Origin of the sequence: Streptomyces sp. RPA4-2 (assembly GCF_012273515.2) — a bacterium.
Lineage (GTDB): Bacteria > Actinomycetota > Actinomycetes > Streptomycetales > Streptomycetaceae > Streptomyces > Streptomyces kaempferi.
The window spans coordinates 704725-729493 of sequence record NZ_CP050975.2 but is presented as its reverse complement, the minus strand read 5'-3'; the positions used below and the strand labels follow the sequence as shown (position 1 = coordinate 729493).

General features: G+C 70.9%; 12 protein-coding genes. 5 read left to right on the top strand and 7 right to left on the bottom strand.

Annotated elements, in window-relative coordinates:
* Window positions 1-16: 16 nt before the first annotated feature.
* Window positions 17-2614 carry a rifamycin-inactivating phosphotransferase gene (gene rph / locus HEP85_RS02795; RefSeq protein ID WP_168533245.1) on the top strand — a complete coding sequence of 866 codons (2598 nt, stop codon included), beginning with the start codon at window positions 17-19 and terminating at the stop codon, window positions 2612-2614.
* Window positions 2615-2645: 31 nt separating this feature from the next.
* Here the strand turns inward: rph and HEP85_RS02790 are convergent, their stop codons facing one another.
* From HEP85_RS02790 to HEP85_RS02780, 3 genes are all read right to left on the bottom strand, one after another.
* Window positions 2646-3380 (bottom strand): L,D-transpeptidase family protein, encoded by a 735-nt coding sequence (locus tag HEP85_RS02790; RefSeq protein ID WP_168533243.1) that lies wholly within the window; start codon window positions 3378-3380, stop codon window positions 2646-2648.
* A 416-nt stretch (window positions 3381-3796) separates the two neighbouring features.
* On the bottom strand, window positions 3797-5032 hold the full coding sequence (locus HEP85_RS02785; RefSeq protein WP_168525883.1) for a CU044_5270 family protein: 1236 nt from the start codon (window positions 5030-5032) through the stop codon (window positions 3797-3799).
* Window position 5033: 1 nt separating this feature from the next.
* The gene (locus HEP85_RS02780; RefSeq protein ID WP_168525882.1) at window positions 5034-5651 is read right to left on the bottom strand and encodes an RNA polymerase sigma factor; all 618 of its coding nucleotides are present in this window, start codon (window positions 5649-5651) and stop codon (window positions 5034-5036) included.
* Between the two features lie 671 nt (window positions 5652-6322).
* Here HEP85_RS02780 and HEP85_RS02775 point away from each other — a divergent pair.
* Complete coding sequence (locus HEP85_RS02775) at window positions 6323-9565, top strand: family 78 glycoside hydrolase catalytic domain (protein ID WP_211117800.1); 3243 nt, start codon at window positions 6323-6325, stop codon at window positions 9563-9565.
* A 63-nt stretch (window positions 9566-9628) separates the two neighbouring features.
* On the opposite strand, the gene HEP85_RS02770 is transcribed toward HEP85_RS02775, so the two are convergent.
* The 3 genes from HEP85_RS02770 to HEP85_RS02760 form a co-directional block, all read right to left on the bottom strand.
* Complete coding sequence (locus tag HEP85_RS02770) at window positions 9629-10501, bottom strand: class I SAM-dependent methyltransferase (protein WP_168525880.1); 873 nt, start codon at window positions 10499-10501, stop codon at window positions 9629-9631.
* 138 nt (window positions 10502-10639) lie between these two features.
* The gene (locus tag HEP85_RS02765; RefSeq protein ID WP_211117798.1) at window positions 10640-11209 is read right to left on the bottom strand and encodes a helix-turn-helix domain-containing protein; all 570 of its coding nucleotides are present in this window, start codon (window positions 11207-11209) and stop codon (window positions 10640-10642) included.
* A 146-nt stretch (window positions 11210-11355) separates the two neighbouring features.
* On the bottom strand, window positions 11356-15510 hold the full coding sequence (locus tag HEP85_RS02760; protein WP_348772363.1) for a carboxypeptidase regulatory-like domain-containing protein: 4155 nt from the start codon (window positions 15508-15510) through the stop codon (window positions 11356-11358).
* 447 nt (window positions 15511-15957) lie between these two features.
* On the opposite strand from HEP85_RS02760, the gene HEP85_RS02755 reads away from it, so the two are divergent.
* The gene (locus tag HEP85_RS02755) at window positions 15958-20217 is read left to right on the top strand and encodes a carboxypeptidase regulatory-like domain-containing protein (protein WP_369657560.1); all 4260 of its coding nucleotides are present in this window, start codon (window positions 15958-15960) and stop codon (window positions 20215-20217) included.
* 84 nt (window positions 20218-20301) lie between these two features.
* Here HEP85_RS02755 and HEP85_RS02750 read toward each other — a convergent pair whose 3' ends face one another.
* Window positions 20302-21342 carry a LuxR family transcriptional regulator gene (locus HEP85_RS02750; RefSeq protein ID WP_168525872.1) on the bottom strand — a complete coding sequence of 347 codons (1041 nt, stop codon included), beginning with the start codon at window positions 21340-21342 and terminating at the stop codon, window positions 20302-20304.
* Window positions 21343-21372: 30 nt separating this feature from the next.
* Here HEP85_RS02750 and HEP85_RS02745 point away from each other — a divergent pair, with 30 nt between their 5' ends.
* Window positions 21373-21615 carry a hypothetical protein gene (locus HEP85_RS02745; RefSeq protein WP_168524940.1) on the top strand — a complete coding sequence of 81 codons (243 nt, stop codon included), beginning with the start codon at window positions 21373-21375 and terminating at the stop codon, window positions 21613-21615.
* 48 nt (window positions 21616-21663) lie between these two features.
* Window positions 21664-24435, top strand: a complete 2772-nt coding sequence (locus HEP85_RS02740; RefSeq protein WP_168525870.1) for an AAA family ATPase — start codon at window positions 21664-21666, stop codon at window positions 24433-24435.
* Window positions 24436-24769 lie beyond the last annotated feature (334 nt).

The following is a 24769-nucleotide window of genomic DNA, read 5'->3' as shown; positions in this document are numbered from 1 at the left end:
CCTCGGAGGTGTCGCGATGATCGAGCAGTACGTGTGGGATCTTCAAGAGGTCGACGGTATGCCGGTCGCGGCCGTCGGCGGCAAGGGCGCCCACCTGGGCGGGCTGTCGCGGATCGAAGGCATCCGCGTACCGGCCGGCTTCTGCGTGACGACGGACGCCTTCCGGCGGATCATGGCGGACGTGCCGTCGATCGACGAGCGGCTCGACCGGTTGTCGCGCTCGGACCCGGACGACCGGGAGGCGATCCGCACGCTCAGCGCGCAGATCCGCCGGACCATCGAAGAGATCGCCGTCCCGGACGATCTCGCGGCCGCGATCACCCGTGCGCTCGCCCGGCTCGGCGAGCAGGCCGCCTGCGCCGTCCGGTCCAGCGCGACGGCGGAGGACCTGCCGACGGCCTCCTTCGCCGGCCAGCAGGACACGTACCTGAACGTCGTGGGGCCGACGGCGATCCTCCAGCACGTCAGCCGGTGCTGGGCCTCGCTGTTCACCGAGCGGGCGGTGACCTACCGCCGGCGGAACGGTATCGACCACCGCGCGGTCCACATGGCCGTGGTCGTGCAGCAGATGGTCTTCCCACGGGCGGCCGGCATCCTGTTCACGGCCGACCCCGTCACGGGCAACCGGAAGGTCGCCACCGTGGACGCCGGCTTCGGCCTCGGCGAGGCCCTGGTCTCCGGCCTGGTGAACCCGGACGTCTTCAAGGTGCGACACGGCGAAGTCGTCGCCAGGGCGATCGCCGCCAAACAGCGTGCTGTTCACGCCCTGCCGTCCGGCGGTACGGAGGAAGTGGCGATCGACTCGCGGCTCCAGGAGCAGCCGGCGCTGACGGATGCGCAGGCCGTACGGCTCGTGCGGCTCGGGCGGCGGATCGAAGCGCACTTCGGCCGCCCGCAGGACATCGAATGGTGCCTGGTCGGGGACGAATTCGAGATCGTTCAGAGCCGCCCGATCACGACGCTGTTCCCCATCCCCGAGAGCGACGACCAGGCGAATCACGTCTACGTCTCGGTCGGTCATCAGCAGATGATGACCGATCCCATGAAGCCTCTGGGCGTCTCCATGTGGCAGCTGACGGCCATGGCGCCGATGCACGAGGCCGGCGGGAGACTGTTCGTCGACGTCGCCGGGCGCCTGGCCTCGCCCGCGAGCCGCGCCGCTCTCCTGGACGTCATGGGGAGAGGCGATCCGCTGGTCAGGGACGCTCTGGAGACCGTCCTCGAGCGCGACGGTTTCGTCCCGACGCTCCCGGAGGCGGGTCCCGGCGGGCCGCCGGCCGCCCGTGCCTCCGCCTCGATCGATACCGATCCGGCCATCGTCACCGAGCTGATCGAGCGTAGCCGGACGTCCACCGCGGCCCTGGAGCGCGACATCCGGACGAAGACCGGACCGGCGTTGTTCGACTTCCTGCTGGAGTCCTTCCAGGAGCACAAGCGAGTCCTCAGCGATCCGCTGAGCATGCAGGCGATCATGGCGGGGATGGAAGCCACATGGTGGCTCAACGACAAGCTGGGGGAGTGGCTGGGCGAGAAGAACGCGGCCGACACGCTCACGCTGTCCGCGCCCGGCAACGTCACGTCGGAGATGGGACTGGCACTGCTCGACGTCGCCGACGTGATCCGCCCGCGGCCGGAGGTGGTGGCGTTCCTGCGGGGCGTCGAGGACGAGGGCTTCCTGGACGAACTGCCGAAGCTCGCGGGCGGGACCGAGGCGCGCGACGCCATCGAGTCCTACCTCGACCGGTACGGCATGCGCTGCGTCGGCGAGATCGACATCACGAGGCCACGGTGGAGCGAGCGTCCCACCACGCTCGTGCCCGTGATCCTCGACAACGTCAGGAACTTCGAGCCGGGCGCCGCCGGGCGGCGCTTCGAACAAGGGCGGCAGAAGGCGCGGGAGAAGGAACAGGACGTGCTGTCACGCTTGCGGGCCCTGCCGGACGGGGACCGGAAAGCCGACGAGGCCCAGCGGATGATTGACCGGGTCAGGACCTTCATCGGGTACCGGGAGTACCCGAAGTACGGCATCATCAGCCGCTACTTCGTCTACAAGCGGGCCCTGTTGGCGGAGGCCGAGCGCCTCGTGCGGGCGGACGTTCTTCCCGAGCAGGAGGACGTCTTCTACCTCACGTTCCAGGAACTCCACGACGTCGTGCGCTCGAACCAGGTGGATGGCCGGCTCATCCAGCAGCGCAAGGACGCGTTCCGCTCCTACCACGCGCTCACACCGCCCCGGGTGCTCACATCGGATGGTGAGGCCGTCACCGGGGCGTACCGGCGCGACGACGTGCCGGTCGGCGCCCTGACCGGCCTGCCGGTCTCCGCCGGGACCATCGAGGGAAGGGCCCGCGTCATCCTCGACATGGCGGAGGCCGACCTCGAGGCGGGCGACATCCTGGTCACGACCTTCACGGACCCGAGCTGGTCGCCGTTGTTCGTCGGAATCGCGGGCCTGGTGACGGAGGTGGGCGGCCTGATGACCCATGGCGCGGTGATCGCCCGGGAGTACGGCTTGCCGGCCGTCGTGGGCGTGGATCAGGCCACCCGGCTGATCCGGGACGGGCAGCGGATCCGTGTGCACGGCACCGACGGGTACGTCGAGTTCCTGCCTTGACCGACCCCATCGAGAAGCCTCATCCGTCTCCTCAGGCGGTGAGCGAGGGCGCGTCTCCCATGACGATCACCGGGTGCTGAGCGGGGTCGAGGTTGCGCAGCAGTTCCTTCATGTGGCCCTCGCCAAGGCTGACGCATCCGTGCGTGGGGCCGCCGTGGTCGACGTGCAGCCAGATGCCTCCCCCCTTGCCGGCACCCATCGGGCGGGTCCAGTCCAGCGGGGAGGTACCGGGCCGGTGGTTGTAGTTGATCGCGATGACGTAGTCGAAGGATCCTGCGAGTGGCTCACCCTCGAATCCCGTACCGCGCACGGTGAAGCCTCCCGAGCGGTCGTAGGGCAACCCGCTCCCTGGGTCGGCGAGTCGGCCGCCCGCGTCCGTGAGCGTGAAGACGCCGACCGGGGAGCGGAGATCGCCGGCGTGGTGATCATGCGTCCAGCCCTTGAAGGCGTTGTGAGCCTGCCAGACAGGGCCGGGCTCCCAGCCCGCGCCGGTGCGGCGGTACAGCACCGCACGGGACCTCGAGGAGTTCCTGCCGTCGCCTGTGACCAGCAATACCTGGCGGGTCCGACGGGGTATGTGGGCCAGCGTGCCGGGCCCCACGCCGGGGAGCTTCCTCGGGACCGGCGTCACCGGTGGACTGGTGGTGGCGGAAGCGGACGGCTCCCGAGTACGTGTCTCCTGTCCCGCGTTCGTGTCGTCCGCCCGCACGGACAACCGCTCACCGTGGCCGGTTCTTGTCACGAGGGCTACGCACCCGCTCACCATGGCGGAGAGGACAACGGTCGCGGCCACAACCCGCTTCGGGCGGTGTGGGGCTCTGTGACCGCCGCGGAGCCGTTGCTCGGGACGCCTGGCCGCCGGGACCGGACGGCGCTCTTGTGTAGTCATGGTTCCCAACGTGGTTGCTGTCCGACAGAACTTGGTGAGCGATCCGCGCGGACCTTCTGGCACGGAAGCGCGCCCCGTCGGCCGGCCGCAAGGTGGCCGTGATGCGGCAGCGACGTGCCCGTGCGGGCGTCGCCCTTGACCAGGCTGCCTTTCCGGGGCACCGGCACGCGTCGGCGGGGCGCGCGTCAGGAGTCCTGCCAGGTCAGCCCCGAAGGGCTGTTGCGTGGGGTTCTCGCTCCGCGCCTGCCTCCCTGGGGGGCCCGCGGATGGGGCCGCGGAGGCAGGTTCGAGGCTCAGTGGTGGGCGTTCTCCGGCACCGTGATCTGGTGCTCGCCCCAGCTCATCCGGGTCGTCGCCTGGTAGTTCAGCGTCGCGCCCGCCTTGAGGCCCGCTTCCCGGGCCCGCGCCGACGGTTCGACCAACACCTGCTGCTCGCTGAGCATCGCGCCGGTGGACCGGTCCACGACCAGCCACTGTTCCGTGATCCCCAGTGGGGTCCGGTCCGTACCGGGGAACACCACACCGACGCCTGTACGACCCAGCGGGTCGGAGACCCGCCCCCGCAGTCCGACGCCGGGCAGATCCGCCATCACCCGATACGCGGCGGCCCGTACAGCGGGTTTCACCGGCATCGTGATGAGGTTGGCCGCCTGGCGCAGTTCCCAGGCCGTGCGCCCGGCACCGGTCCCGTCACCGCTGTCCGCCGCGTACAGCCGCTCCAAGTAGTGACGCAACTCTCCGCTCCTGGAGGGAAGTTCAGCCAGGTCCTGATACGAGACGTTGCGTGGGCCGAGGGCGTAGATCTTGTCGTCCACGTTCGTCCGCATGACCATGGGCCGACTGGTGCCCATCGTGAGGCCCAGCGTGTTCGTTCCGACCGAGTTCTTGACCTCGAACTTCACCGTGTGAGGTGAGCCCGCGGCCCGCCAGCGCGCCTCGTCCGCCTTGGTGCGCGGCTCGGTCACGGAGTCCAGACCGGAGACCATGAGGCTCTGGGCCCCGGCGCGCACCCCCACGGACCACTGTTCGGTCGACGTGGTGCGCACGGCGAAGAATCCCCCCTTCTCACCGGCGACCTCGACGTTCTCCGACCGCGTGGTGGTCTGCCAGTACGTTCCCCCCGTGGCCGACGTCTCCGCCTTCTTCGCCGCGCTGAGCAGTTCGAGGCGGCCGTCGACGTGGAGGTCCGGCGCCGACGAACTCGACCCCGCCGTGGCGGTGGAGGACCGCGGATGTGCGGACGGACGTCCGGACGGCTCCCGTTGGTCGACCGTGCTCACGACCACCACGGACGCGGCGACGGCCGCGAGAGCCGTGGCAGCTCCGAGCGGCCTGATCCCGCCGCGCAGGCGCACCCGTACCTGGGAGCGGGTCGCGCCAATCTCCGCCGCCCCGGCCATGATGCGGTCCAGGTCCTCGCGCTGACGCGGGGAGTTGGCGAGGCGGGACGGATCCAGTTCGTCGGGCCGGGCCCCCGCGAGCACCTGCATGACGTCGGGCCGCCCAGACCGTCCGTTGCTGTTCTTCACGTCAGTGCTCCTTTGCGATCAGTGGGGTGCGGGACGGGACGGTCGGCGCGGAATTCGCCGTCTTGGCCAAGGACGGCCGCTCCGGCCGGGACACCGCGACCGGTACGGGTGCCCTGTCCAGGACGGAGGACGGTTCCAGGGCGCTTTCCAGACGACGGCGCGCCCGGTACAGCCGGACGGTCAGCGTCGCGGTGGTGCAGCCCAGGACCTGTGCGGCCTGTCTGGCACTCAGCCCCTGCCAGGCGATCAGTGTCAGCAGCTCCCGGTCGGCCTCGGGCAGGCCGGCCAGGGCCTGCAGTGCGGCTTCCCGTTCGGTCACGACCGCCGCGACGTCATCACCGACGTCCACCCGGGCGCCACTGGTGATGCGCTGGGCCTCCGCGGCGGCGAGGGCGTACTGATGGCTGTCCCGGCGTCGGAGCTCGCGCACCAGGTTGCGGGCCACGCCCAGGAGCCATGGCAGCGCGGGGTCCGGCAGATCTCGTACCCGCCTCCAGGCGATGGTGAAGGTCTCGCTGGTGATGTCCTCCCCCACCTGCCGTCCCACCAGGCTCGTGGCGTAGGCGAGGACGCGCGGACAGCACTCCTCGTAGACGTCCCGGAAATGTTGCGCTGTCACGCGCCGTCCCCTCGTATCGGTTGTCTCACCCAGCAATGCGCGCGGCAGCCCCTTTCTTACAGGGCGAGCCGAAATTCGTGCGATGTGGTCTGCGACACACCCCCACCCGGCCACAGGACGTGGGGAAGGCGCCGAGCGCTCGGGGCCTTCCTGGCGGCGATGGACGACTACCGGTGACATGACCCGGGACACTTGGCGATGCTGCAATGTCCCGGCCGGGAAGGGTAGCGAGCCCGCGGAGCGACTTGGCCGTCCTCGCCGGGAGGCAGCGAGGACGGCGGTTCGGCTGAACGTCTTCCGGCGACTGCATCGCCCTTACGAGCGCCTGACAGACCGCTGCTTCGGGAACACGGGTCCACCCACGGACACGGCATGCGCCACAGCCACCGGGGACAGCCGAAGGTCCACCCGCGGCACGTGTTCAAGGCCGTCGCCGTGAACACCTGGCGCCTCAGGGGCGGTTGGTCGCGGGCGTGGGATGCCTCGCATGAGGCGTACGCGCCATGCGGATGGTGGTCGGAGGCGCCCGCGAACCGGGCGGCCGACGACATCTTGTCGCCGTCGTGACGCCTGTGGTTGAGTGACATACGAGGGATTTGAAACGTTTCAACCACTCGGTGAAGCGGCGTTCGCACCGCGTGCCGATCCGTTCGCCGTCGAGGGAGGCAAGCGTGAGGAAGCGCAGGATGGCTGTCGGGCTGATGCTGTCGTTCATAGCGGCCGCGTCAGGACTTGGGGCCACGCCCGGGGCGGCGGCGGTGGCCGTTCCGGATCTCCAGCAGGGCCTGGCGGCAGGCGGATCGGCGCTCGTGGTGGGCGACCTCGAAGTCGAGCACCAGGTCCAGCCACTGGGTGTCGACGTCCCCCGGCCGAGGCTGAGCTGGCAGGCGGGCCCGGGTCGTGGCGCGGCCGGTCGGACCGCTGTCGAGCAAGTGGCTTACGAGGTCGAGCTGTCGACGTCGCGCGGCGGCCGGGGAGAGGTGTGGGACAGCGGGCGCGTGCGCTCCTCCCGGTCCTTCGACGTGACGTACGGCGGTCCCGCTCTCGCGTCCCGCACGCGCTACTACTGGCGCGTACGGGCCTGGGACCGCGCAGGGAAGGCGTCCCCGTGGAGTGGTGAAGCGCGGTTCGAGACGGCTTTCGTCGACCCCGGCGACTTCCGCGGGGCGTGGATCGGAGCGCACGCCAAGGCGCCCGCACTGCGCCTCGACGACGCGCACTGGATCTGGTACCCCGAAGGCAACCCGTCCGACTCGGCTCCCGCCGGCACGCGATACCTGCGCCGGAGCTTCGACCTGCCCGCCGGGGCGCAGATCAGCACGGCGGAGATGCAACTGACCGCCGATGACCACTTCGCGCTGTTCGTCAACGGCGCCGAGGTGACCAGCTCCGCGCGCGTCGCGGACTCCTGGAGGACAGCGAGCGTCATCGACATCGCCCCGTACCTGCACGCGGGCACCAACGTGCTGGCGGTGGAGGCGACGAACACCGATCAGGGGCCGGCGGGTGTGCTCGGAAGTCTGCACTTCGAGGGGGCGGGATCACCGGCCGACCTCGTCACCGACAGCAGTTGGAAGGCCTCGAACGCCGCGGACGACGGCTGGAAGCAGCCCGGGTACGACGACGCGGCGTGGCCGAACGCCCTCGACGCCGCCCACTACGGCTCAGGCCCCTGGGGCCGTTCGGTGTCGGCCCCGCCCCCACCGGAGACGCTGTTGCGGGACGAGTTCACCGCGGGCAAGCCCGTCGCCTCGGCGCGGGCCCATGTCGCGGGTCTGGGCTACAACAAGCTCTACCTGAACGGCCGACGCATCGGTGACCGGGAACTCGAACCCGGATTCACGGTGTACGACAAGACCGTCCTGTACTCGACGTACGACGTCACGGACGCGCTGCGCACCGGCGGCAACGCCATCGGGGTCAGCCTGGGCCGTGGCTTCTACGCCATGACCAACCCGGACGAGTGGCAGGCGTCCTCCTGGTGGGGCGAGCCCAAGCTGAAGCTGGAACTCGACATCACCTACACCGACGGCACGCACCGACAAGTGGTCAGCGACAGCGGATGGAAGGTGTCCGACGGGCCGACGACCACGCAGTCGCTCTGGTTCGGGGAGACCTACGACGCCCGTGCGGAGCAGCCCGGCTGGAACCGTCCCGGCTTCGACGACAACGCCTGGCGCCCCGCGCTGGGCGTGGACGGACCGAAGGGCACGCTTCGCTCGGAAAGCTTCCCGCCCGTCAAGGTGACCGATCACCTGAAGGCCGAACACACCACCGATCCGGCTGAGGGCACACACGTCTACGACTACGGCAGCCCCACGGCCGGCTGGGCGCGCATCGGGGTCCAGGGCCCTGCCGGAGCGACGGTCACGGTCACCTACGGCGAGAAGCTGCGCGCCGATGGCACCGTCGACAACACCGGCGCCTTCGGGATGGCTCTGCAGACCTACTCGTACACCCTCAAGGGCGACGGGGTGGAGCAGTACCGGCCGAGCTACAGCTACGCCGGTTTCCGCTATGCCCAGGTCGTCGTCCCCCAGGGGGTCACCCTCCGGTCGGTCGACGGGATGAGGGTCCACACGGCGGTGGCGTCCACCGGCGACTTCACCAGCTCGAGCGAACTGCTGAACCGCTACCAGGACGCGCAGGCCGACACGATCCTCAACAACCTGCACTCGATCCCGACCGACACACCCATGTACGAGAAGCGTCCTTACACGGCCGACGGCTTCCTGTACGCGGACTCGGCGATCGCGAACTTCGACATGCGGAACTTCTACGAGAGCTGGATGCGCTCCCACCGCGATGACCAGAACGACGACGGATCGATCGGCCCGACCGTGCCCACCACCGAGTCGGGCAAACAGGTCAAGGATCCCATCTGGTCGGCCAGTTTCGTGCTCGGCACCTGGGACCTGTACTGGTACTACGGCGACACCAAGGCGGTAGCCGAGAACTACGACGGGATGAAGGCCTGGCTGGCGTACTACGAGCACGACATCACCGGCACCGGCGGCATCTACACCGGCTTCAGCTACGGCGACTGGCTCTCCCCGGAAGGCGCCAACGCGCCGGAGGGTACCCGGCTTTCAGGAACCGCGTACATCTACCTCACCGCGACACGGCTCGCGACGATGGCGAAGGCGCTGGGCCACGATGCCGACGCGCGGCACTTCGACGGGTTCGCCGCCAAGGTCAAGGACACCTTCAACGCCACCTTCTACAGCCGGGACAAGGAGGCCTACTACGACGACGAGGCCGCCGGCTACCGGCAGACGTCGAACCTGCTCCCGCTGAGCTTCGGCCTGGTTCCTGAGGAGCACCGCCGAGCCGTGATCGACAACCTCGTCGCCGACATCCACGCCCGCGCCGACCACCTGGACACCGGAGCGCTCGGTACCAAGGTGCTCCTTCCGGTCCTCACCGATGCCGGACACGCGGATCTGGCCTACACGGTGGCCACCAACCCGACCTACCCCGGCTGGGGATACTGGTTCGAGGGCCTGGGAGCCACGACCATGTGGGAGGAGTGGAACGCGAACTCGCGCTCCCACGACCACGCTTTCCTCGGAACGGTGGACGACTGGCTCTACCAGGATGTCGCCGGCATCGAAGCCACCGCGCCCGGCTACACGAAGGTGACGATTCACCCCCGTGTCGTCGGCGATCTGACGCACGCCTCCGCCCATGTCGAGTCACCGCTCGGCCGGATCACCTCGTCGTGGACGCGGACGCCGGGACACCTCACCCTGCGCGTCGACGTGCCGGTGGGGTCGACCGCCGATGTCCTCGTACCGGTCAGCGGACGCCAGAGAGTACACGCACCCGCGGCCGCGACGGCCGGCGAACGCGGGGGCGGCTACGCCCACTTCACGGTTGGCGCGGGGAGCTGGCTGTTCCGCGTGACGGACTAGTGCCGCGGCACTGGGTTCCGTCTTGTGCCGGCGCCGCCCGCTCGCAACCGGGGCTGCTGGGGATCAGGTGCGGCGTGCCGCCCAGACGGTGCGTTCGGTGCGCACCGTCAGGTCGTCGCGGCGCAGGATGCTGTGCGGGCCGCCGGTGTCGAGGAGCTGATCGAGTGCGGTGAGGTCATCGGGGGAGAGCGTTGCGGCGGCGGCGCCGCGGATGCGTCGCAGGCTGCCGAGGGCGTAGCGGCCGATCGCTTCGCTGCGGGAACCGTCGATGTTCACGGTGATGGTGCGTTCGCCCTCGACCGTGAATCCGGCGGCGGTCAGCATCGGCCCCCAGTCGGCGCCGCGGTGGGGTACGTGCTCGGCGTGGAAGCGGTCGCTCGCGGTGTGGCAGCGCTCTTCCAGGCCGGGACGGCCCGCCGGGGCGCTTTCGGGCAGGAAGCGGGGGAAGCCGGCCAGCTCGACGACGGCGAACAGGCCGCCGGGCGCGAGCGCGTCGTGGACGCTGCGCAGTGCGCGATCCGGGTGGGCCATATGGTGCATGGAGGCCGACGCCCACACCAGGTCCGGTGATCCGAGGTCGGGCCATGCGGGGTCGTCGAGGTCGGCCCGCACGGTGCGTACGTGCTTCTCCACACCGCGGGCGCATGCCTTTTCGCGCAGGTGCTGGAGGTGTCCGGCGGATGTGTCGACGGCGGTGACGTGCGCGTCGGGGAAGCGGTCGAGGAGGGCGAAGGTGCCCGCGCCCGTGCCGCAGCCCAGATCCACGATCTGGCCCGGGCCGGTCCTGAGGGGCAGCCACGCGGTGATGGAGGCCATGTGCTCGGCGAGGACCTCGGCGTCGAGGTCGAGAATCTCCGCCTGACCGTCGGCTCCGTGTTCCTGGTGGCGGTCGTGCGGAGCGCCGTGGTGGGGCGTGTGCGGGTGAGCTTGGTTCATGCGTGCACGCTAGGACGGCTATGCGTTTGGGGCACGGCGTCTTGCCGTTTGCGCAAGGAGATGGTCGGCTGTGCTGCCCGACGCGCAAGATTGCCACCGCTCCGGGACCCGCGCCGTCGTTCGCGAGCGCCCCGAGCGTCAGTCGCTGTCCTCGCGCAGATGGCCGCGGCGGGCGTCGCGGTCGAAGATGCCCAGGATCTCGCAGGGTCCGCCCTCGGCGCCGATCGCGTGCGGCATCATCGTGGGGAACTCGGCGGCCTGGTTGGTCTCGATGCGGAAGCGGCGGTGGCCGAGCATGAGGATCGCCGTGCCCGAGAGGACGACGAGCCATTCGCGCCCCGGGTGGGCACGCATGCGCGCCGGGCTCTCGGGTGGTGGTTCGGTCATGCGCTGGCGCACCACGCTCATGCCGGGATCGCCCTTCACGGGCCAGCGCATCAGGCTGTGCGTGCTGTCGATCATCGGGCTGGTGACCACGTCGTCGGCGGCGGTCTCCACGAGTTGGTCCAACGTGGTGTCCAGGGCGCGGGCGAGGGTGACCAACTGATCCAGTGCGAGGCGGCGCCGGCCGTTCTCGATCCGGCTCAGTGAGGACTGGCTGAGGCGGGCACGGGTGGCCAGCTCCTCCAGGGACCAGCCCTGCGCCACACGCAGCGCGCGGATGCGTTTGCGTACGAGGCTGTCCAGCTCCCCATCTTCTTGCGTCACGGGCAATATCGTATGCCTTACACGCAATGCGGGGACGGGTGGGCCGGTCCGCGAGGACCGGCCCACCCTTCATGCCCAGCGTGCGCCGACAGCGCGACGGCGGTGCGGTTCCAGGCGCTGTCGGCGCCTTGTCGTGGCCTTCCGCGCTACTTGCGCTTCAGGGTGAAGTTGCTGGTGACCGTCGCTCCCTTCTGGATCTTCACCGTCGTCACGGTCGGCTGGTAGCCGTCCTTGGCGACGATGACGGTCAGCGGATTGTTGCGGGCGTCGAGCCACAGGGCGTACGTGCCGTCGGCCGCGGTGGTGAGGGTGTAGGTCGAGGCCCAGCTGTCGATCTGGACGGTCGCCCCGGCCAGCGGCGCGGTGCCGCCGGACGACGTGGCCCCCAGGACGGTTCCGGTGATCTTGCCCCAGGTCTTGGGCGGGTTGACGTGCAGGCTGACCGGTACGCGCGGCACGGAGTACGGCGTGTCGGTGCCCACGGTGAGGGCGGCGGTCAGGTCACCGGGCTGGGTCACCTCGGGGACCGAGGCGTCCAGGGAGACGGTGACGGTCGCCTTCGCGCCGGGCTCCAGGGTGAGCTGCTGGGTGCTTTCGCCCAGCCAGGTGATGTCGCCCGATCCGGTCTGGTCGTAGCCGGGCAGCAGCTCGGCCTTCGACGTCGGGGTGCTGGGCGCGGTGCCGCCGCCGATCTTGTAGAAGCCGGGGGCGCCGCCGCCCCGGTACGTGGGCACGGTGGGATTGGGAAGCGCGCTCCAGGTGCCCGCCTTCGGGTCGAAGGCCTGGCTGCGGTTGGTGAGCGCGTTGTTGCCGACACCGCCGGCCAGCAGCAGCTGTCCGTTGGCCGCGGTGGACGCCGAACCCCACTGCGCGGAGGGCATGTCGGCGAGCTGGGACCAGCTGTCGGCCCCCGGGTCGTAGACGTAGGTGTGGGTCACGTCGTTGTTGTCGGAGCCCAGACCGCCCGCGCAGTAGAGCAGGTCGTCGATGGCGCCGCAGGCCTGCCACGAGATCGGCTCGGGGTAGGCGGCGATCTTGGACCAGGTGTCGGTCTTGGGGTCGTAGACACTTGCGTCGGTGGTGCCGCAGGAGTCGGCGCCGCATCCGCCGATCATGTAGAGCTTGCCGTCGAGGACGGTGCTTCCGGAGCCGGCGTACGGCTTGGGCGCGGACGCGCCGGTGGTCCAGCTGTCCGAACTCGGGTCGTAGATCTCCAGTTTCGCGTCGGGGTTGCCGGACGAGGCCCAGCCGCCGACGGCATAGAACTTGCCGTCGATGAAGCCGTGCGCGGGGTCCTCGCGGGTGTCGGACGCGCTCGCCAGCTTCGTCCAGCTGCCGGCGACCGGGTCGAGGACGTACATGTCCTTGCTGTCGGCCGATCCCGTGTACCCGAAGGCCGAGTAGACCTTGCCGTCATGCGCGCCGACAGCGTTGTCCATGATGGCGCCAGGGAAGTCGGGGACCGTCTGCCACGGGCCGTCGGAAGGGACGGCAGCGGGCTTGGCCGTGCCGCTCTTGGCGTGGGCCTTGCTGGACAGTGGGGTGAAGTCGCCCTTGACGGTCCGCAGGGCGGCGCCCTTGCCCTGCTGGGTGAAGGCGCCGGACTGCTCGCCGAGCTTGACCGTCGCGGGCGCGCCGCCGGTGTTCTTCACCGTCAGGTTCTGTGACTTGGATCCGCCCCAGGCGACGGTGGCGGCGACGGAGGCGGGGGTGATGGTGATGTTCCCGGCCTTGAGTCTGAAGTCGGCCGTGACCGTGCTGTCCGCGCCGACCTTCGCCGCCTTGGACAGGGAGGTGTACTTGGACTTGGCCGCGGTGAAGGGGTGACTGCCGAAGGTGGTCGAGAGGAGTGAGTAGAAGCCGTCGGGGAGGTTGGGGTCGTCGGGGGTGGCGACCGTGGTGGCCTGTTCGGCGGGCTTGTCCTGGCTCGTGACGGTGGCACCCACCACGCCGGTGGCGGTGTTCGCGTCGGTCACGGTGCCGACGACGAGGGCGCCCGGTGTGGGTGTGACCTCGCGGTCACCGATGAGGACGTTGTCGACGGACCACCACCAGCCGAAGTGGGAGGTGAAGTGGAAGCGCAACCGCACCGCGGACTTGCCCGCGAAGTCGGTGAGCGGGACGGTGATCCGCTGGCCGGGGAAGATCGATGAACCCGCGGTCCAGACCTTGGTCCAGGTCTTGCCGCCGTCCTCGGTGGCCTCGACCTCGGCGGTCTGGTTGGTGAACTGCTGGTACTGGGTGTTGAAGGCCAGTTCGGGATTGTCCTTGCCGCTGAAGTCGTAGACAGGGGTCACCAGCGAGGTGTCCTGGGAGGCCGCGCCGCCGAAGTGGTCGCTGTCGACGACGGCGAACGCGCCGTCACCGCCGGTGCCGTTGCCGCGGTTGCCGGGGTCGTCGAACTGCCAACCGCCCTCTGTCCCATCCGCGTTGACCACGCTCCAGCCCGCCGGCGGGGCGTCGGTGGCGTCGAAGGGCTCGGTGCTGCCGGTGTCGTGGACCTGATATCCGGGCGTGCTGGTGGCCCAGGAGTCGACGGGGACCGAGAAGCCGACGGTCTGGTCGGAGCCACCGACGTCGATCTTCTTGGTGACGGCGCGGTAGCCGGTGGAGGCCGTGGCGACGTGCAGGGTGTAAGTGTGCCCCTCGGGCAGGTCGAGGCTGTAGGAGCCGGTGGCCGGGTCGGTCCACACGGAGCCGGGCACGCCGTCCGCGGTGATCTTGGCGTAGAGCGGCCATCCGTGGCCGGAGCCGTCGACGACCTTGCCTGCGACGGTCCGGCTGGGTACCGGGGTGAGGGAGAAGCTCTTGGTGAGCGTGGCGCCGTCGTCGACCACGACCTTGTCGGCCGAGCCGTCGGCGTATCCGAACGCCTGGACGGTGACGTCGTAGGTGCCGGTCGGCACCGCGAGGGAGTACGCGCCGGAGGCGTCGGTGTGGGCGACGTTGGTGCCCGCGCTGACGGTGGCTCCGCTGACGGCCTTGCCGGTGGTGCCGTCGGTCACGCTGCCGGCGATCACGCCGTGCGGGCCGCTGCGGAACGCGGACAGACCGGCGGGGGTGCCGAGGCCGGTGGGACCGTCGTAGCCGTCGGTACCGTTGCACAGGTACGACGGGGAGCAACTGCCGTTGCTGCCGGTGGTGATGTCGTTGATCCCGGCATGCGTCGCGTACGGGTAGGAGTTCGGGTAGGTGCCGCTCACGGGGGTTCCGGCGTCGGCGTACACCGACGCGATGATGGGAGCGGAGACGCTGGTGCCGCCGTACACGGCCCAGCCGCCGTTGCCGTAGGTCTGGTAGACCGCCACGTCCTCCGCGACGGCGGAGACGTCGGCGAGCGCCCGGTTGTCACAGCCGGTGTCGTGCTGGAACGCCGGCTTGGGTTCGTACAGTGAGCAGCCGGAGCCGGCGAGGTTCCAGGCGGACTCGGTCCAGCCGCGCGGTGTGGAGGGGGCCCGGGTCAGCGTGGTGCCGCCCACGGAGGTCACGTACTGGGAGGCCGCCGGGTAGCCGACGCCGTAGGCGTAGTCGCCCGTGGACGCGGTGATCGCGACACCCGGGTGGTTGTAGTGGGCGTCCAGCGTGGTGGTCTCGGACGGGTCCTCACCGTTGCCGCCGCGGTAGTCGCTGCCGTAGGAGTTGGAGACGAACTTCGCGCCGAGCGCGACGGCTTCGTCGACCGCCGAGGACAGACTCTCGAAGCTGTTGTCGTCCGCCTCGACCAGCAGGATGTGGGCGTTGGGCGCGACCGCGGAGACCATGTCGAGGTCGAGAGAGATCTCGCCGGCCCAGCCGGGGTCGGGATCGGGATAGTCGGTCCCGCCCCGCTGGCTGACCTTGTGGAAGCAGCCGTTGTCCGTGGTGCAGGCCGGCAGTCCGTACTGCTCGCGGTAGACGGCGAGGTCCGCCTCGGCGCTGGGGTCGTCGAAGGCGTCGACGATGGCGACGGTCTGCCCGCCACCGCCGTCGGCGGCCAGGTTGTAGGCACTCTGCAGATCGGCGGCGCCGTAGCCGTTGGGTGTGTCGGCCGACCGCATCACGCCCTTGACCGACTTCACGTCGGAGCGGCGCAGGGCGAAGCAGGAGAAGTGGCTGCGCTTGGGTACGGCGCACGTCGGCTCGAAGAGCGGGCGTGCGCCGTCCGAGGCGGCAGAGGCGGAGGCTGGCGCGGCGTCCGAGGCGGACGCCGGTGCCTGCAGGCCGAGCAGCGCCATCGCGGTGGCGCCGAGGACGGCCAGGCCGGTGGATATCGTTCGTCTGAGAGGGGATCTGGTTCGCGTTGTCGTGCCTGTGGTGCGCAACGTGTGACTCCCATGCGTGGTTGCTGGGGTCGACCCGTACACGGCTCTCGGGCGACGGTGAATGTCTCGGTATTCACCGGGGGCTAATTAGCGGGGCCGGTAATTCGTGTGTCAATCATTTGCTTTCCGTGACCATGGTGACTGACCGTCAATATTGAGGTGTCGTCTCGGTATCTCCCGGTCGTGATTCAGGGGCGTTTCGCAGAGAATGCGCGATTCCGTCTGTCCGTTGAGCGGACACAAAACGCCTGCTGCGGACCCGCGTTCACCGGAATGTGTCGAAGGCGTGAATACGACACGGCGTCAAACCGCCAGCTGTCCGCGTTGACCAGCCGATGCGAATGGATGGACTTTTGTGCTGGTCAACACGTCTCTTCCGCTGAACGCCCGTGTGTCGAACGAAGCCGGGCCCACGGGCCCCCGCCCCGTCACCTCCTGGAGCCGTCCTTGCTGCACAGATCGCCCGCCGGACCCGGGCGGCGCAGACCGTCTCGCCCTCCGTCCGTCGCGGCCGCGGTGGCCGCCGCCGTCCTCGCCGTCCTGGTGGCACTGCTGCCAGGACAGGCCCTCGCCGCGCACTCCACGTCCGAACCGTCCGCCTCCTCGGCGACCACCGTCGCCGCCGAGCCCGCCTGCGGCACACCGCGACCCGGCTCCTTCACGTGTTTCGCCCTGCGCCGCACCGACGTCCCCGCCACGCTCGGCCTGCGCCGCGCCGCGGCCGGCCAGGCGGACCCCGACGGCTACTCCCCGGCCGACCTGCGCGCGGCCTACGGGCTGCCGGCCGACGGCGGGGCCGGGGCCACGATCGCCATCGTCGACGCCTACGACAACCCCGGCGCCGAGGCCGATCTCGCCGTCTACCGCAGGCAGTACGGGCTGCCCGCCTGCACCTCGGACAACGGCTGCTTCCGGAAGGTGGACGAACACGGCGCCGCCGCCTACCCGGCCGCAGACGACGGCTGGGCGGGCGAGATCTCCCTCGACCTCGACATGGTCTCCGCGATCGCACCCGACGCGCACCTCCTGCTCGTCGAGGCCGACAGCGCGTCCTCCGACGACCTGGGCACGGCCGAGAACACCGCCGTGTCCCTGGGCGCGCGCTACGTCTCCAACTCCTGGGGCGGCTACAGCGACGACAGCGGCCAACTTGCCTACGACGAGGCGTACTTCAACCACCCAGGAGTCGCGGTCGTCTTCAGCTCCGGTGACGACGGCTACGGCGCCAGCTACCCGGCGTCCTCGCCGTACGTGACGGCGGTGGGCGGCACCTCGCTGGCGCGCGACGGCAGTACCCGCGGCTGGAACGAGTCGGTGTGGAACGCGACCACCGTCGACGGCAACGGTCAGCAGCACTGGGGCGCGCCCGGATCGGGCTGCTCGGACGTCGAGCCCAAACCCGCCTTCCAGTCGGCCGTCGACTGCGCGGGCCGCTCGGTCGCGGATGTCAGCGCCGTCGCGGACCCGGCCACCGGCGTGGCGGTCTACAACTCCTTCTCCGACGGCGGCTGGAACGTCTACGGGGGCACCAGCGCCTCCGCGCCGATCATCGCCGGCGTGTACGCGCTGGCCGGCACCCCCGTCTCCGGAACATACCCGGCCGCCTACCCGTACCAGGCGCCCGGCGCCCTCCACGACGTGACCCAGGGCGACGACGCCAGTTGCGCCGACCGCTCGGTGTGCGGCCACGGCCCGACACCCGACTGCACCCCCGCCTTCACCTGCTCCGCGCAGCCCGGCTACGACGGACCGAGCGGGCTGGGCACACCGGACGGCACCACCGCCTTCCGCCCCGGTCCGCACGGCACCGTCTCCGGCTCGGTCACCGACGCGGGCACCGGCCGGCCGGCGCCCGGCGCCACGGTCGCGCTCGGCGACCACCGGGCGACCACCGACGCGCGGGGCGCCTACCGGCTGGACATACCGGCGGGCTCGTACGCGCTGACGATCAGCGCCTTCGGCTACCGGGACACCGACCTCGGCACGGTCCGCGTGGACGACGGTGCCACACTGACCAAGAACGTGGCGCTGACCGCGCTGCCCTCACAGACCCTGTCCGGCACCGTCCGCGACGGCGGGCAGCACGGCTGGGGCGTCTACGCCCGGCTCACGGTCGACGGTGTGCCCGGCACGTTCTTCACCGACCCGGCGACCGGCCGGTACGCGGTCCGCGTGCCCGAGAACCACACCTACACGCTGCACGCCACGGCGCTCTATCCCGGCTACCGCGCCGCCGACACCACTGCCCCGGTGAGGTCCGCCCCGCGCACCGCCGACCTGACACTGCCGCTCGACACCACGGGCACACTGGCTCCCGGCTACGAAATGACCTACCACGGTGGCGAGTCGCAGTCCTTCCCGACCGCGGCCAGGCCCGACGGATGGACGGTCCGCGACAACACCGCGGCCGGCGGCTGGCAGTTCGACGACCCGCTCAACCGGGGCAACCAGACCGGCGGCACCGGCCGATTCGCCGAAGTGGACGACTTCGCCCTGGGCTGGGCACCCGCCGACACCGAACTCATCAGCCCCAGCTACGACTTCAGCGCCGAGCGGGCCCCAGAGCTGCAGTTCGACACGGCGTTGCCCTCGCTCTACCGGGTCGGCGACCTGACCGCGGACGTGGACGCGAGCACCGACGGCGGCGCGACCTGGACCACCCTGTGGCACCACACCGACATCGTCGCCGGTCCGGCTCACGAAGCGGTGCCGCTGGCCTCGTACGCCGGCAAGAAGTCGGTACGCGTCAGATTCCACTTCACGGGCTCCCTGACCGGCATCTGGCAGATCGACGACGTGAGAGTCGGAACCCCGGCCCTGGTCACCCGTCCCGGTGGGCTGCTGGTCGGCCGGATCGACGACGCCAACTCCGGCCACGGCGTCCTCGGCGCGACCGTCGCCGCCGCGGCGGTGGCCGCCGACAGCGGCCGTATGGTGGCCGCGCCGGGCGACCTGGCACGCGGCGACGGCCTGTACTGGCTGTTCTCGTCGCGCACGGGCCCGCAGAAATTCACCGCGGGCCTGCCCGGCTTCGGATACCCGCCCGTCACCGACACGGTCAGGGTACGGGCCGACACCGTCACCACGGCCGACTTCACCCTGCACCCGGCTCAACTGCGCTACGACGTCCAGGCGGTGACGGCCGACGTGCCGTGGGGTGCCAGGAAGAACGTCACGGTCACGGTTCACAACACCGGCGGTACGCCCGCCACCGTCTCGCTCGGCGAGCAGAGCCTCGGTGGCACTCCGGCGGCATCGGCCGGTGCCCCCGCCCGGCACGCCAGAGCGGCACTCACCCCGAACACCCTGCCGCGCACCGCCGCCGCACCGGCGTCCGCAGCCCGCACCCCGGCCGGGCAGGAATGGTCCGCGCTGACCGACCTGCCGACCGGGACCTTCGCGGGGATCGCCGCGGTCGACGACGGCACGCTGTACGCCGGCCTCGGTGAGGCTCCGGGTGGCCAGTGGAGCGGTGCCTTCTCCGCCTACGATCCGGGTACCGCGACCTGGCGCGCACTCACGGCGCCGGCCACCAAGCGACTCGGTCCGGCCTACGGCTTCATCCGCGGCAAGCTGTACGTCACCGGCGGCCGCGACGCCTCGGGCGCGCCCATCGCGGGCGGCGAGGTCTACGACCCGGTCACCGACACCTGGTCGCAGATCGCGGACGCGCCCAAGGCGTACGGTGCCGCCGGCTCGGTCGTCCTCGGTGACCGGCTGTACGTGATCGGCGGCTGCGACCGGATCAACTGCGGCAGCGCCGACGTCCAGGTCTACGACCCGGCGACCGACACCTGGTCGGCGGGCAAGCCCTACCCGGAGCCGATCTCGTACCCGGTGTGCGGCGTCGCGGACGGCGTGGCCCACTGCGCGGGCGGTGCCTACGAGCCCGACGGTCACTCCCCACAGGCCACCGACCACGCCTACGCGCTGGACCGGGCGAGCGGGACCTGGCACCGGGTGGCCGACGCCCCGGCCGACGTCTGGGGTGCCACGGGGACGGCGGCCGACGGCCAACTGCTGGTCGCCGGTGGCTTCGAGGTGAGCGCCGGTGCGCTGACCAACGAGGCGCACGCCTATGACCCGGCCACCGACACCTGGTCGGCGCTGCCCAACCTGGCCGAACCCGTGCTCGGTGCCCAGTCGGCGCCCGGCTGGTTCGCGATCGGGGGCATGGACGCCTACAGCGTGCCGCAGCAGGCCGTGCGCGAACTGCCGGGCTGGGACCAGGCACATGGCGACGTACCGTGGCTCGCGGAATCGGCCGGGAAGCTCACGGTCGAAGCGCACGGGTCGGCCCGGATACGGCTGACCCTCGACGCCGGGGCGATGACCGCCGCCGACGCCGGTGCGCACCGGGCCGCGCTCGTCGTCGACACGGACACCCCATACGGCGCGGTGTCACTGCCGGTGGCCATGACGGTGGTACCGCCGGCCGGCTGGGGCCGGCTGACCGGGACCGTCTCCGGTACGACGCCCGCGGGTGAGGTGGCGCCCCTCGAGGGTGCCACGATCGACATCGACGGCCCGACCGGCGCTCTGACCGCGACGACGGCTCAGGACGGCACGTACTCCGCCTGGTTGCCGGTGAAGGGCGGTCCCGTGCGGGTGGTCGTGCGGGCCGACGGCTACCGGCCCACGACCCGGTCGATCCGGCTGGTGAAGGGGGGAGTGGTCACGTCGGACTTCCGTCTGCGGGCGAGGTGAGACGGGGCCGGCCGGTTCATGGCCGGCCCGGCCCGGCGGTGCGCCTCGCGCACCGCCGGGCCACGGCTGTTCGCGCACCGCGGCTCACGGACCGGCGCGACCGGGCTCGCCGCTCAACGCCAGGGGTGCGGCGTGCTGTTCATGATCCGGCCGCCACCAGCCGCGGCTGGCGGCGAGCACTCCGGCCTGGAACCGGCTAGCCGCCCCCAACCGGCCTAGCAGTGCCTGTACCCGGCGCTGCACCGTGCGGTGGCCGATTCCCAGTTGTCGGGCGATGGCCTCGTCCGACATACCCATGGCTAACAGGGAGATGATCCGCCGCTCCTCGTCGTTGACGAACTCGTTCGGGCCGACCGACGCCGGTCTTCCCGGCAGGTACGGCTGCGCCTGCTCCCACAGTGACTCGAAGAGGGTGGACAGCGCGTCGAGCAGGGCGGAGGGATGGACCAGGATGCACGCGTCCAGCACCTGAGGTGTGGCCAGCAGCGGAATCAGCGCTGCCTGGTCGTCCGCGATGATCAGCTTCATCGGGGCCTCGGGCAGGAACCGGACCTCTTCGCCCGCCGAGATGTCGACCTCCACCCGCGCCACGACACCGGGCATGCTGAGGGTGTCCCGGGCATGGATGAAGCGGCTGCGAACGCTGCGTCCGGCCACGGCGGTGGCGGAGTTGACGCGTTCGCCGTCACTCGCCTGGGCATAGGGAGGCGCGTCGATGCCGCGGATCTCCCGCTCGGCCCGTTTGAACAACTGCTGCCCGCAGCGGGCGACGCCGTCGCGGCCCGTGACCACCTGGATCAGCGACGTCGAGTCCCGGCTGCGACGAGCCTCGCGGTGCCGCTGTGTCAGCCGCTCGCTCAGCGCACGCACCCGGTGGATGTCACGTTCGCGAGCGAGCAGAAGCACTTCCAGGGCGTGGTCGGGTGGCATCGCGGTGTACATGGGCGGACTGCCGGGCAGCCGGGATATCAAGCCGCCGTCCTCCAGCCGCACCAGAGCGGCGATGGCGGTGTCGGGCTCGATGCCGGTACGGCGGCACAACTGCTCGACGGACATGGGCGGGTTGTCGACCAGGATGATGTACAACGCCTCGGCAGGCTGGTCCAGCCCGAGAACTTCCAGCATGGTCACCTCCGACCACAACCTAGCGCCCTCATGATCACACCGCTGACGATCACTGATCCTGGTCGTTGTTCCGCTCGAAAGGTGAAAGCGCCGGCCACCGGTGACCTCGTGCTACATCTGCTGGAGGGGCTGTTCTTCCCTCTCAAGAACATTCAGCCGGTGGCCGGCCGACGCGAGCGGGTGCTCGCGCTCGGCTCGCCGGCGGCGGGGTTCACGCACGCACGAGCTCAACAACCCGGCCGCGGCCATTCCGGCGGTGCCGGACGGGCATAAGCCCAGGTAGCAGAGGTGCGGACTGGATGCCGCGGGTAGATTGGGAACATGGTGCTGCCGGGGCGTCCCGCGGATTTGCTGGGCCGGCGTGCCGAGTGCGCGTTGTTCGACCGCTGGCAGGACGCCGTCAAGGCCGGACGGGGTGGCGCTCTCGTGGTCGTCGGTGAGCCCGGTATCGGCAAGTCCGCGCTGCTCGACCACATGGCCTGGACCGCGGTCGGCTTCCACGTGGTGCGAGCCGCCGGTGTGGAAGCGGAGGCGGAACTGCCCTTCGGGGGGCTGCATCAGGTCTGCGCGCCGTTCCTGGCCACGCTGGAGCACCTGCCCGGACCGCAGCAGGACGCGCTGGCCGCGGCCTTCGGGCTGCGGACCGGAACGGCGCCCGACCGCCTCATGCTGAGCCTGGCCGTACTCGGGTTGTTGTCCGAGGCGGCGGCCCGCCAACCGCTGATCTGTGTGATCGACGACGCCCAGTGGCTCGATCCCGGTTCGGCCCAGGCGCTCACGTTCGTGGCGCACCGCGTCGGTGCGGAGCCCCTAGGTCTCGTGTTCGCCACTCGCCGCGCCGGTGGCGGTCTACGCGGGTTGCAGGAGGTGGTGCTGACCGGGCTCGGCCCCGGGGACGCCCGCGCCTTGCTGCACTCGGCCCTGCACGTGCCGTTGGACGAGGTGGTCGTGGAGCGGATCGCGGCGGAGGCCCGGGGCAGTCCGCTGGCCCTGCTCGAACTGCCCCGGACCATGACGGCCGCGGGGTTCGCGGGCGGTTTCGGTCCGACCGACACCGCAGCCGTGCCGGGGCGCATCGAGGAAAGCTTCCGTAGCAGGGTCCTCCGCCTTCCGGCGGCCACTCGCATGCTGCTCCTGGTGGCCGCGGCGGAACCGACGGGAGACGCCGCATTGCTGTGGCGCGCGGCCGCCCGTCTGGGAATCGGGGGCTCGGCCGCGGCGGCGGCCGAGGCCGACGGGCTGCTGTCCATCGGCACGCGGGTGGTCTTCCGCCATCCCCTGGTGCGGTCGGCTGTCTACCAGGCGGTGCCGCCGTCGCAGCGGCGGGCCGCGCACCGGGCTCTGGCGGACGTCACCGGTCCTTCGGAACCGGACCGGCGTGCCTGGCACCGCGCGCAGGCTGCCGTCGGCTTCGACGAGGAAGCCGCGGCGGAGCTCGAGGGGTCGGCACACCGGGCCCTGGCACGTGGTGGTATCGCTGCCGCCGGGGCATTCCTGGAGCGGTCGGTCGCGCTCACCGCCGACCCCGCCGCCAGGGCGGAACGGGCGCTGCGTGCGGCACGCGCCAAGCAGCAGGCCGGCGCGTACGACAGCGCTCTCGGCCTCCTCACGCTGGCCGACCGGGGGCCCGAGAACGAGCTGCGGGCCGCCAACAGCGAGCTGCTGCGAGGACAGATCGCCTTCGCCCGCAGTTTCGGCGGTGGAGCCGCCCCCGTGCTGCTGCGCGCGGCCCGCCGATTCGAGTCCATCGACGCCTCCCGTGCGAGGGATGTCTATCTGCAAGCCCTGGCCGCTGCGCTGCTCGCCGGCCGGCTCGGTGACGAGTGCCGGATCGCGGAGATCGCCCGCAGCGCTCGCCGGGTGCCCGCGGCGCCGGTGCCACGCGCCTCGGACCTCCTGCTGGACGGACTGACGCTCCTCATCGTCGAAGGCCGCGGCGCCGCGGTTCCGGTATTGCGCAGGGCGGTATCGGCTTTCACCACGGAGGAACTGGCCCCGGAGGAGGAACTGTATTGGCTGTGGCTGGCCGGCCATGGCGCTGGACTGTTGTGGGACGACGAGGCCTGGCGACTGCTGGCCACGCGGCTGCTGCGATCGTGCGAGGTACGAGGGGCGATCAGCATCCTCCCGGTCGCCGCGGCCACCCGTGCGGGACTGCACCTGCTGGGCGGTGAACTCCTGCAGGCCGCGTCGTTGGCCGAGACGGCTGCCGACGTCACCTGCATGACCGGTGCCGGCCCGGTCGCCTACGCCGAGGTGGGGCTCGCCGTCTTCCGCGGCCGGGACGACGAGGCCCTTGCCGCGATCCGCACCGCGACCCGGGACTCGATGGCGCGGGGCGAAGGCATGGCGCTGACCTACCTCCAGTGGGCCGGCGCCGTCCTCCACAACGGTGCGTGCCGATACGAGCAGGCGCTGGAATCCGCGCGCCTGGCCTGCTCCGATTCCAGCATCCAGCGCATCCGCAACTGGGCGCTGGCCGAGCTCGTCGAGGCGGCCGTACGTACCGGACACCAGGACCAGGCCGACGAGGCCCTGGGGGAGCTGTGCGGGACGACCGGGCCCTGCTCCAGCCACTGGGCGGCGGGCGTCGAGGCACACTGCCGGGCTCTGCTCGCCGTCGGCCCGGATGCCGAGGACCTGTACCGCACGGCGTTGGGCCGGCTCGAGCGCACCGGCCTGCGTGCCGCGGTGGCCCGTGTCCATCTTCTGTACGGGGAGTGGCTGCGGCGCGAGCGCCGCCACCTTGAGGCACGGGACCAACTACGGCGGGCGCACGAGATGTTCGTGCGGTTCGGCATGGACGGTTTCGCCGAACGGGCCCGCAGCGAACTGTCGGCGGCCGGCGAGCCCACCCTCAGACGCAGGTCCCGCTTCGGTGACCAGCTCACCCCCCAGGAGAGACGGGTCGCGATGCTGGCGGCCGAGGGAGCCACCAACCCCGAGATCGCGTCGCGGCTGTTCATCAGCGCCAGCACGGTCGACTACCATCTGCGCAAAGTCTTCCGCAAGCTCAAGGTCACCACGCGTACACAGCTTGCCCGGCTGCTGCGAGACGGCCGGCCGGTTCCCGGAGTCGCAGAGCGTCCCTGACGCCGCTACCGGACATGACTACGCATTCACGTGATGCCCCCGGGCGGGGGTGCGTGCCTACCGTTGCCAGTGATGCGGCTACAAGTGATGCGGCACCAGCGCGTGCCGGCGGCACACCGTCGGGCGTGCCCCGCGTGCTAACCGCGGAAAGCGAGCGGACCGCCATGATCACGCCCATGACCACACCTGATTCCCCCCTGTCCCGCCACAGCGCGTTCAGCCCGTGGGCACGCCCACCGCTTGCCCGCGCACCGCCCGGACATCGTCCTGAGTCGACTCCGACGGAGCGCCCGTCCCACACGATCGCCACATCGCCCGACGGCATGAGGCGGCG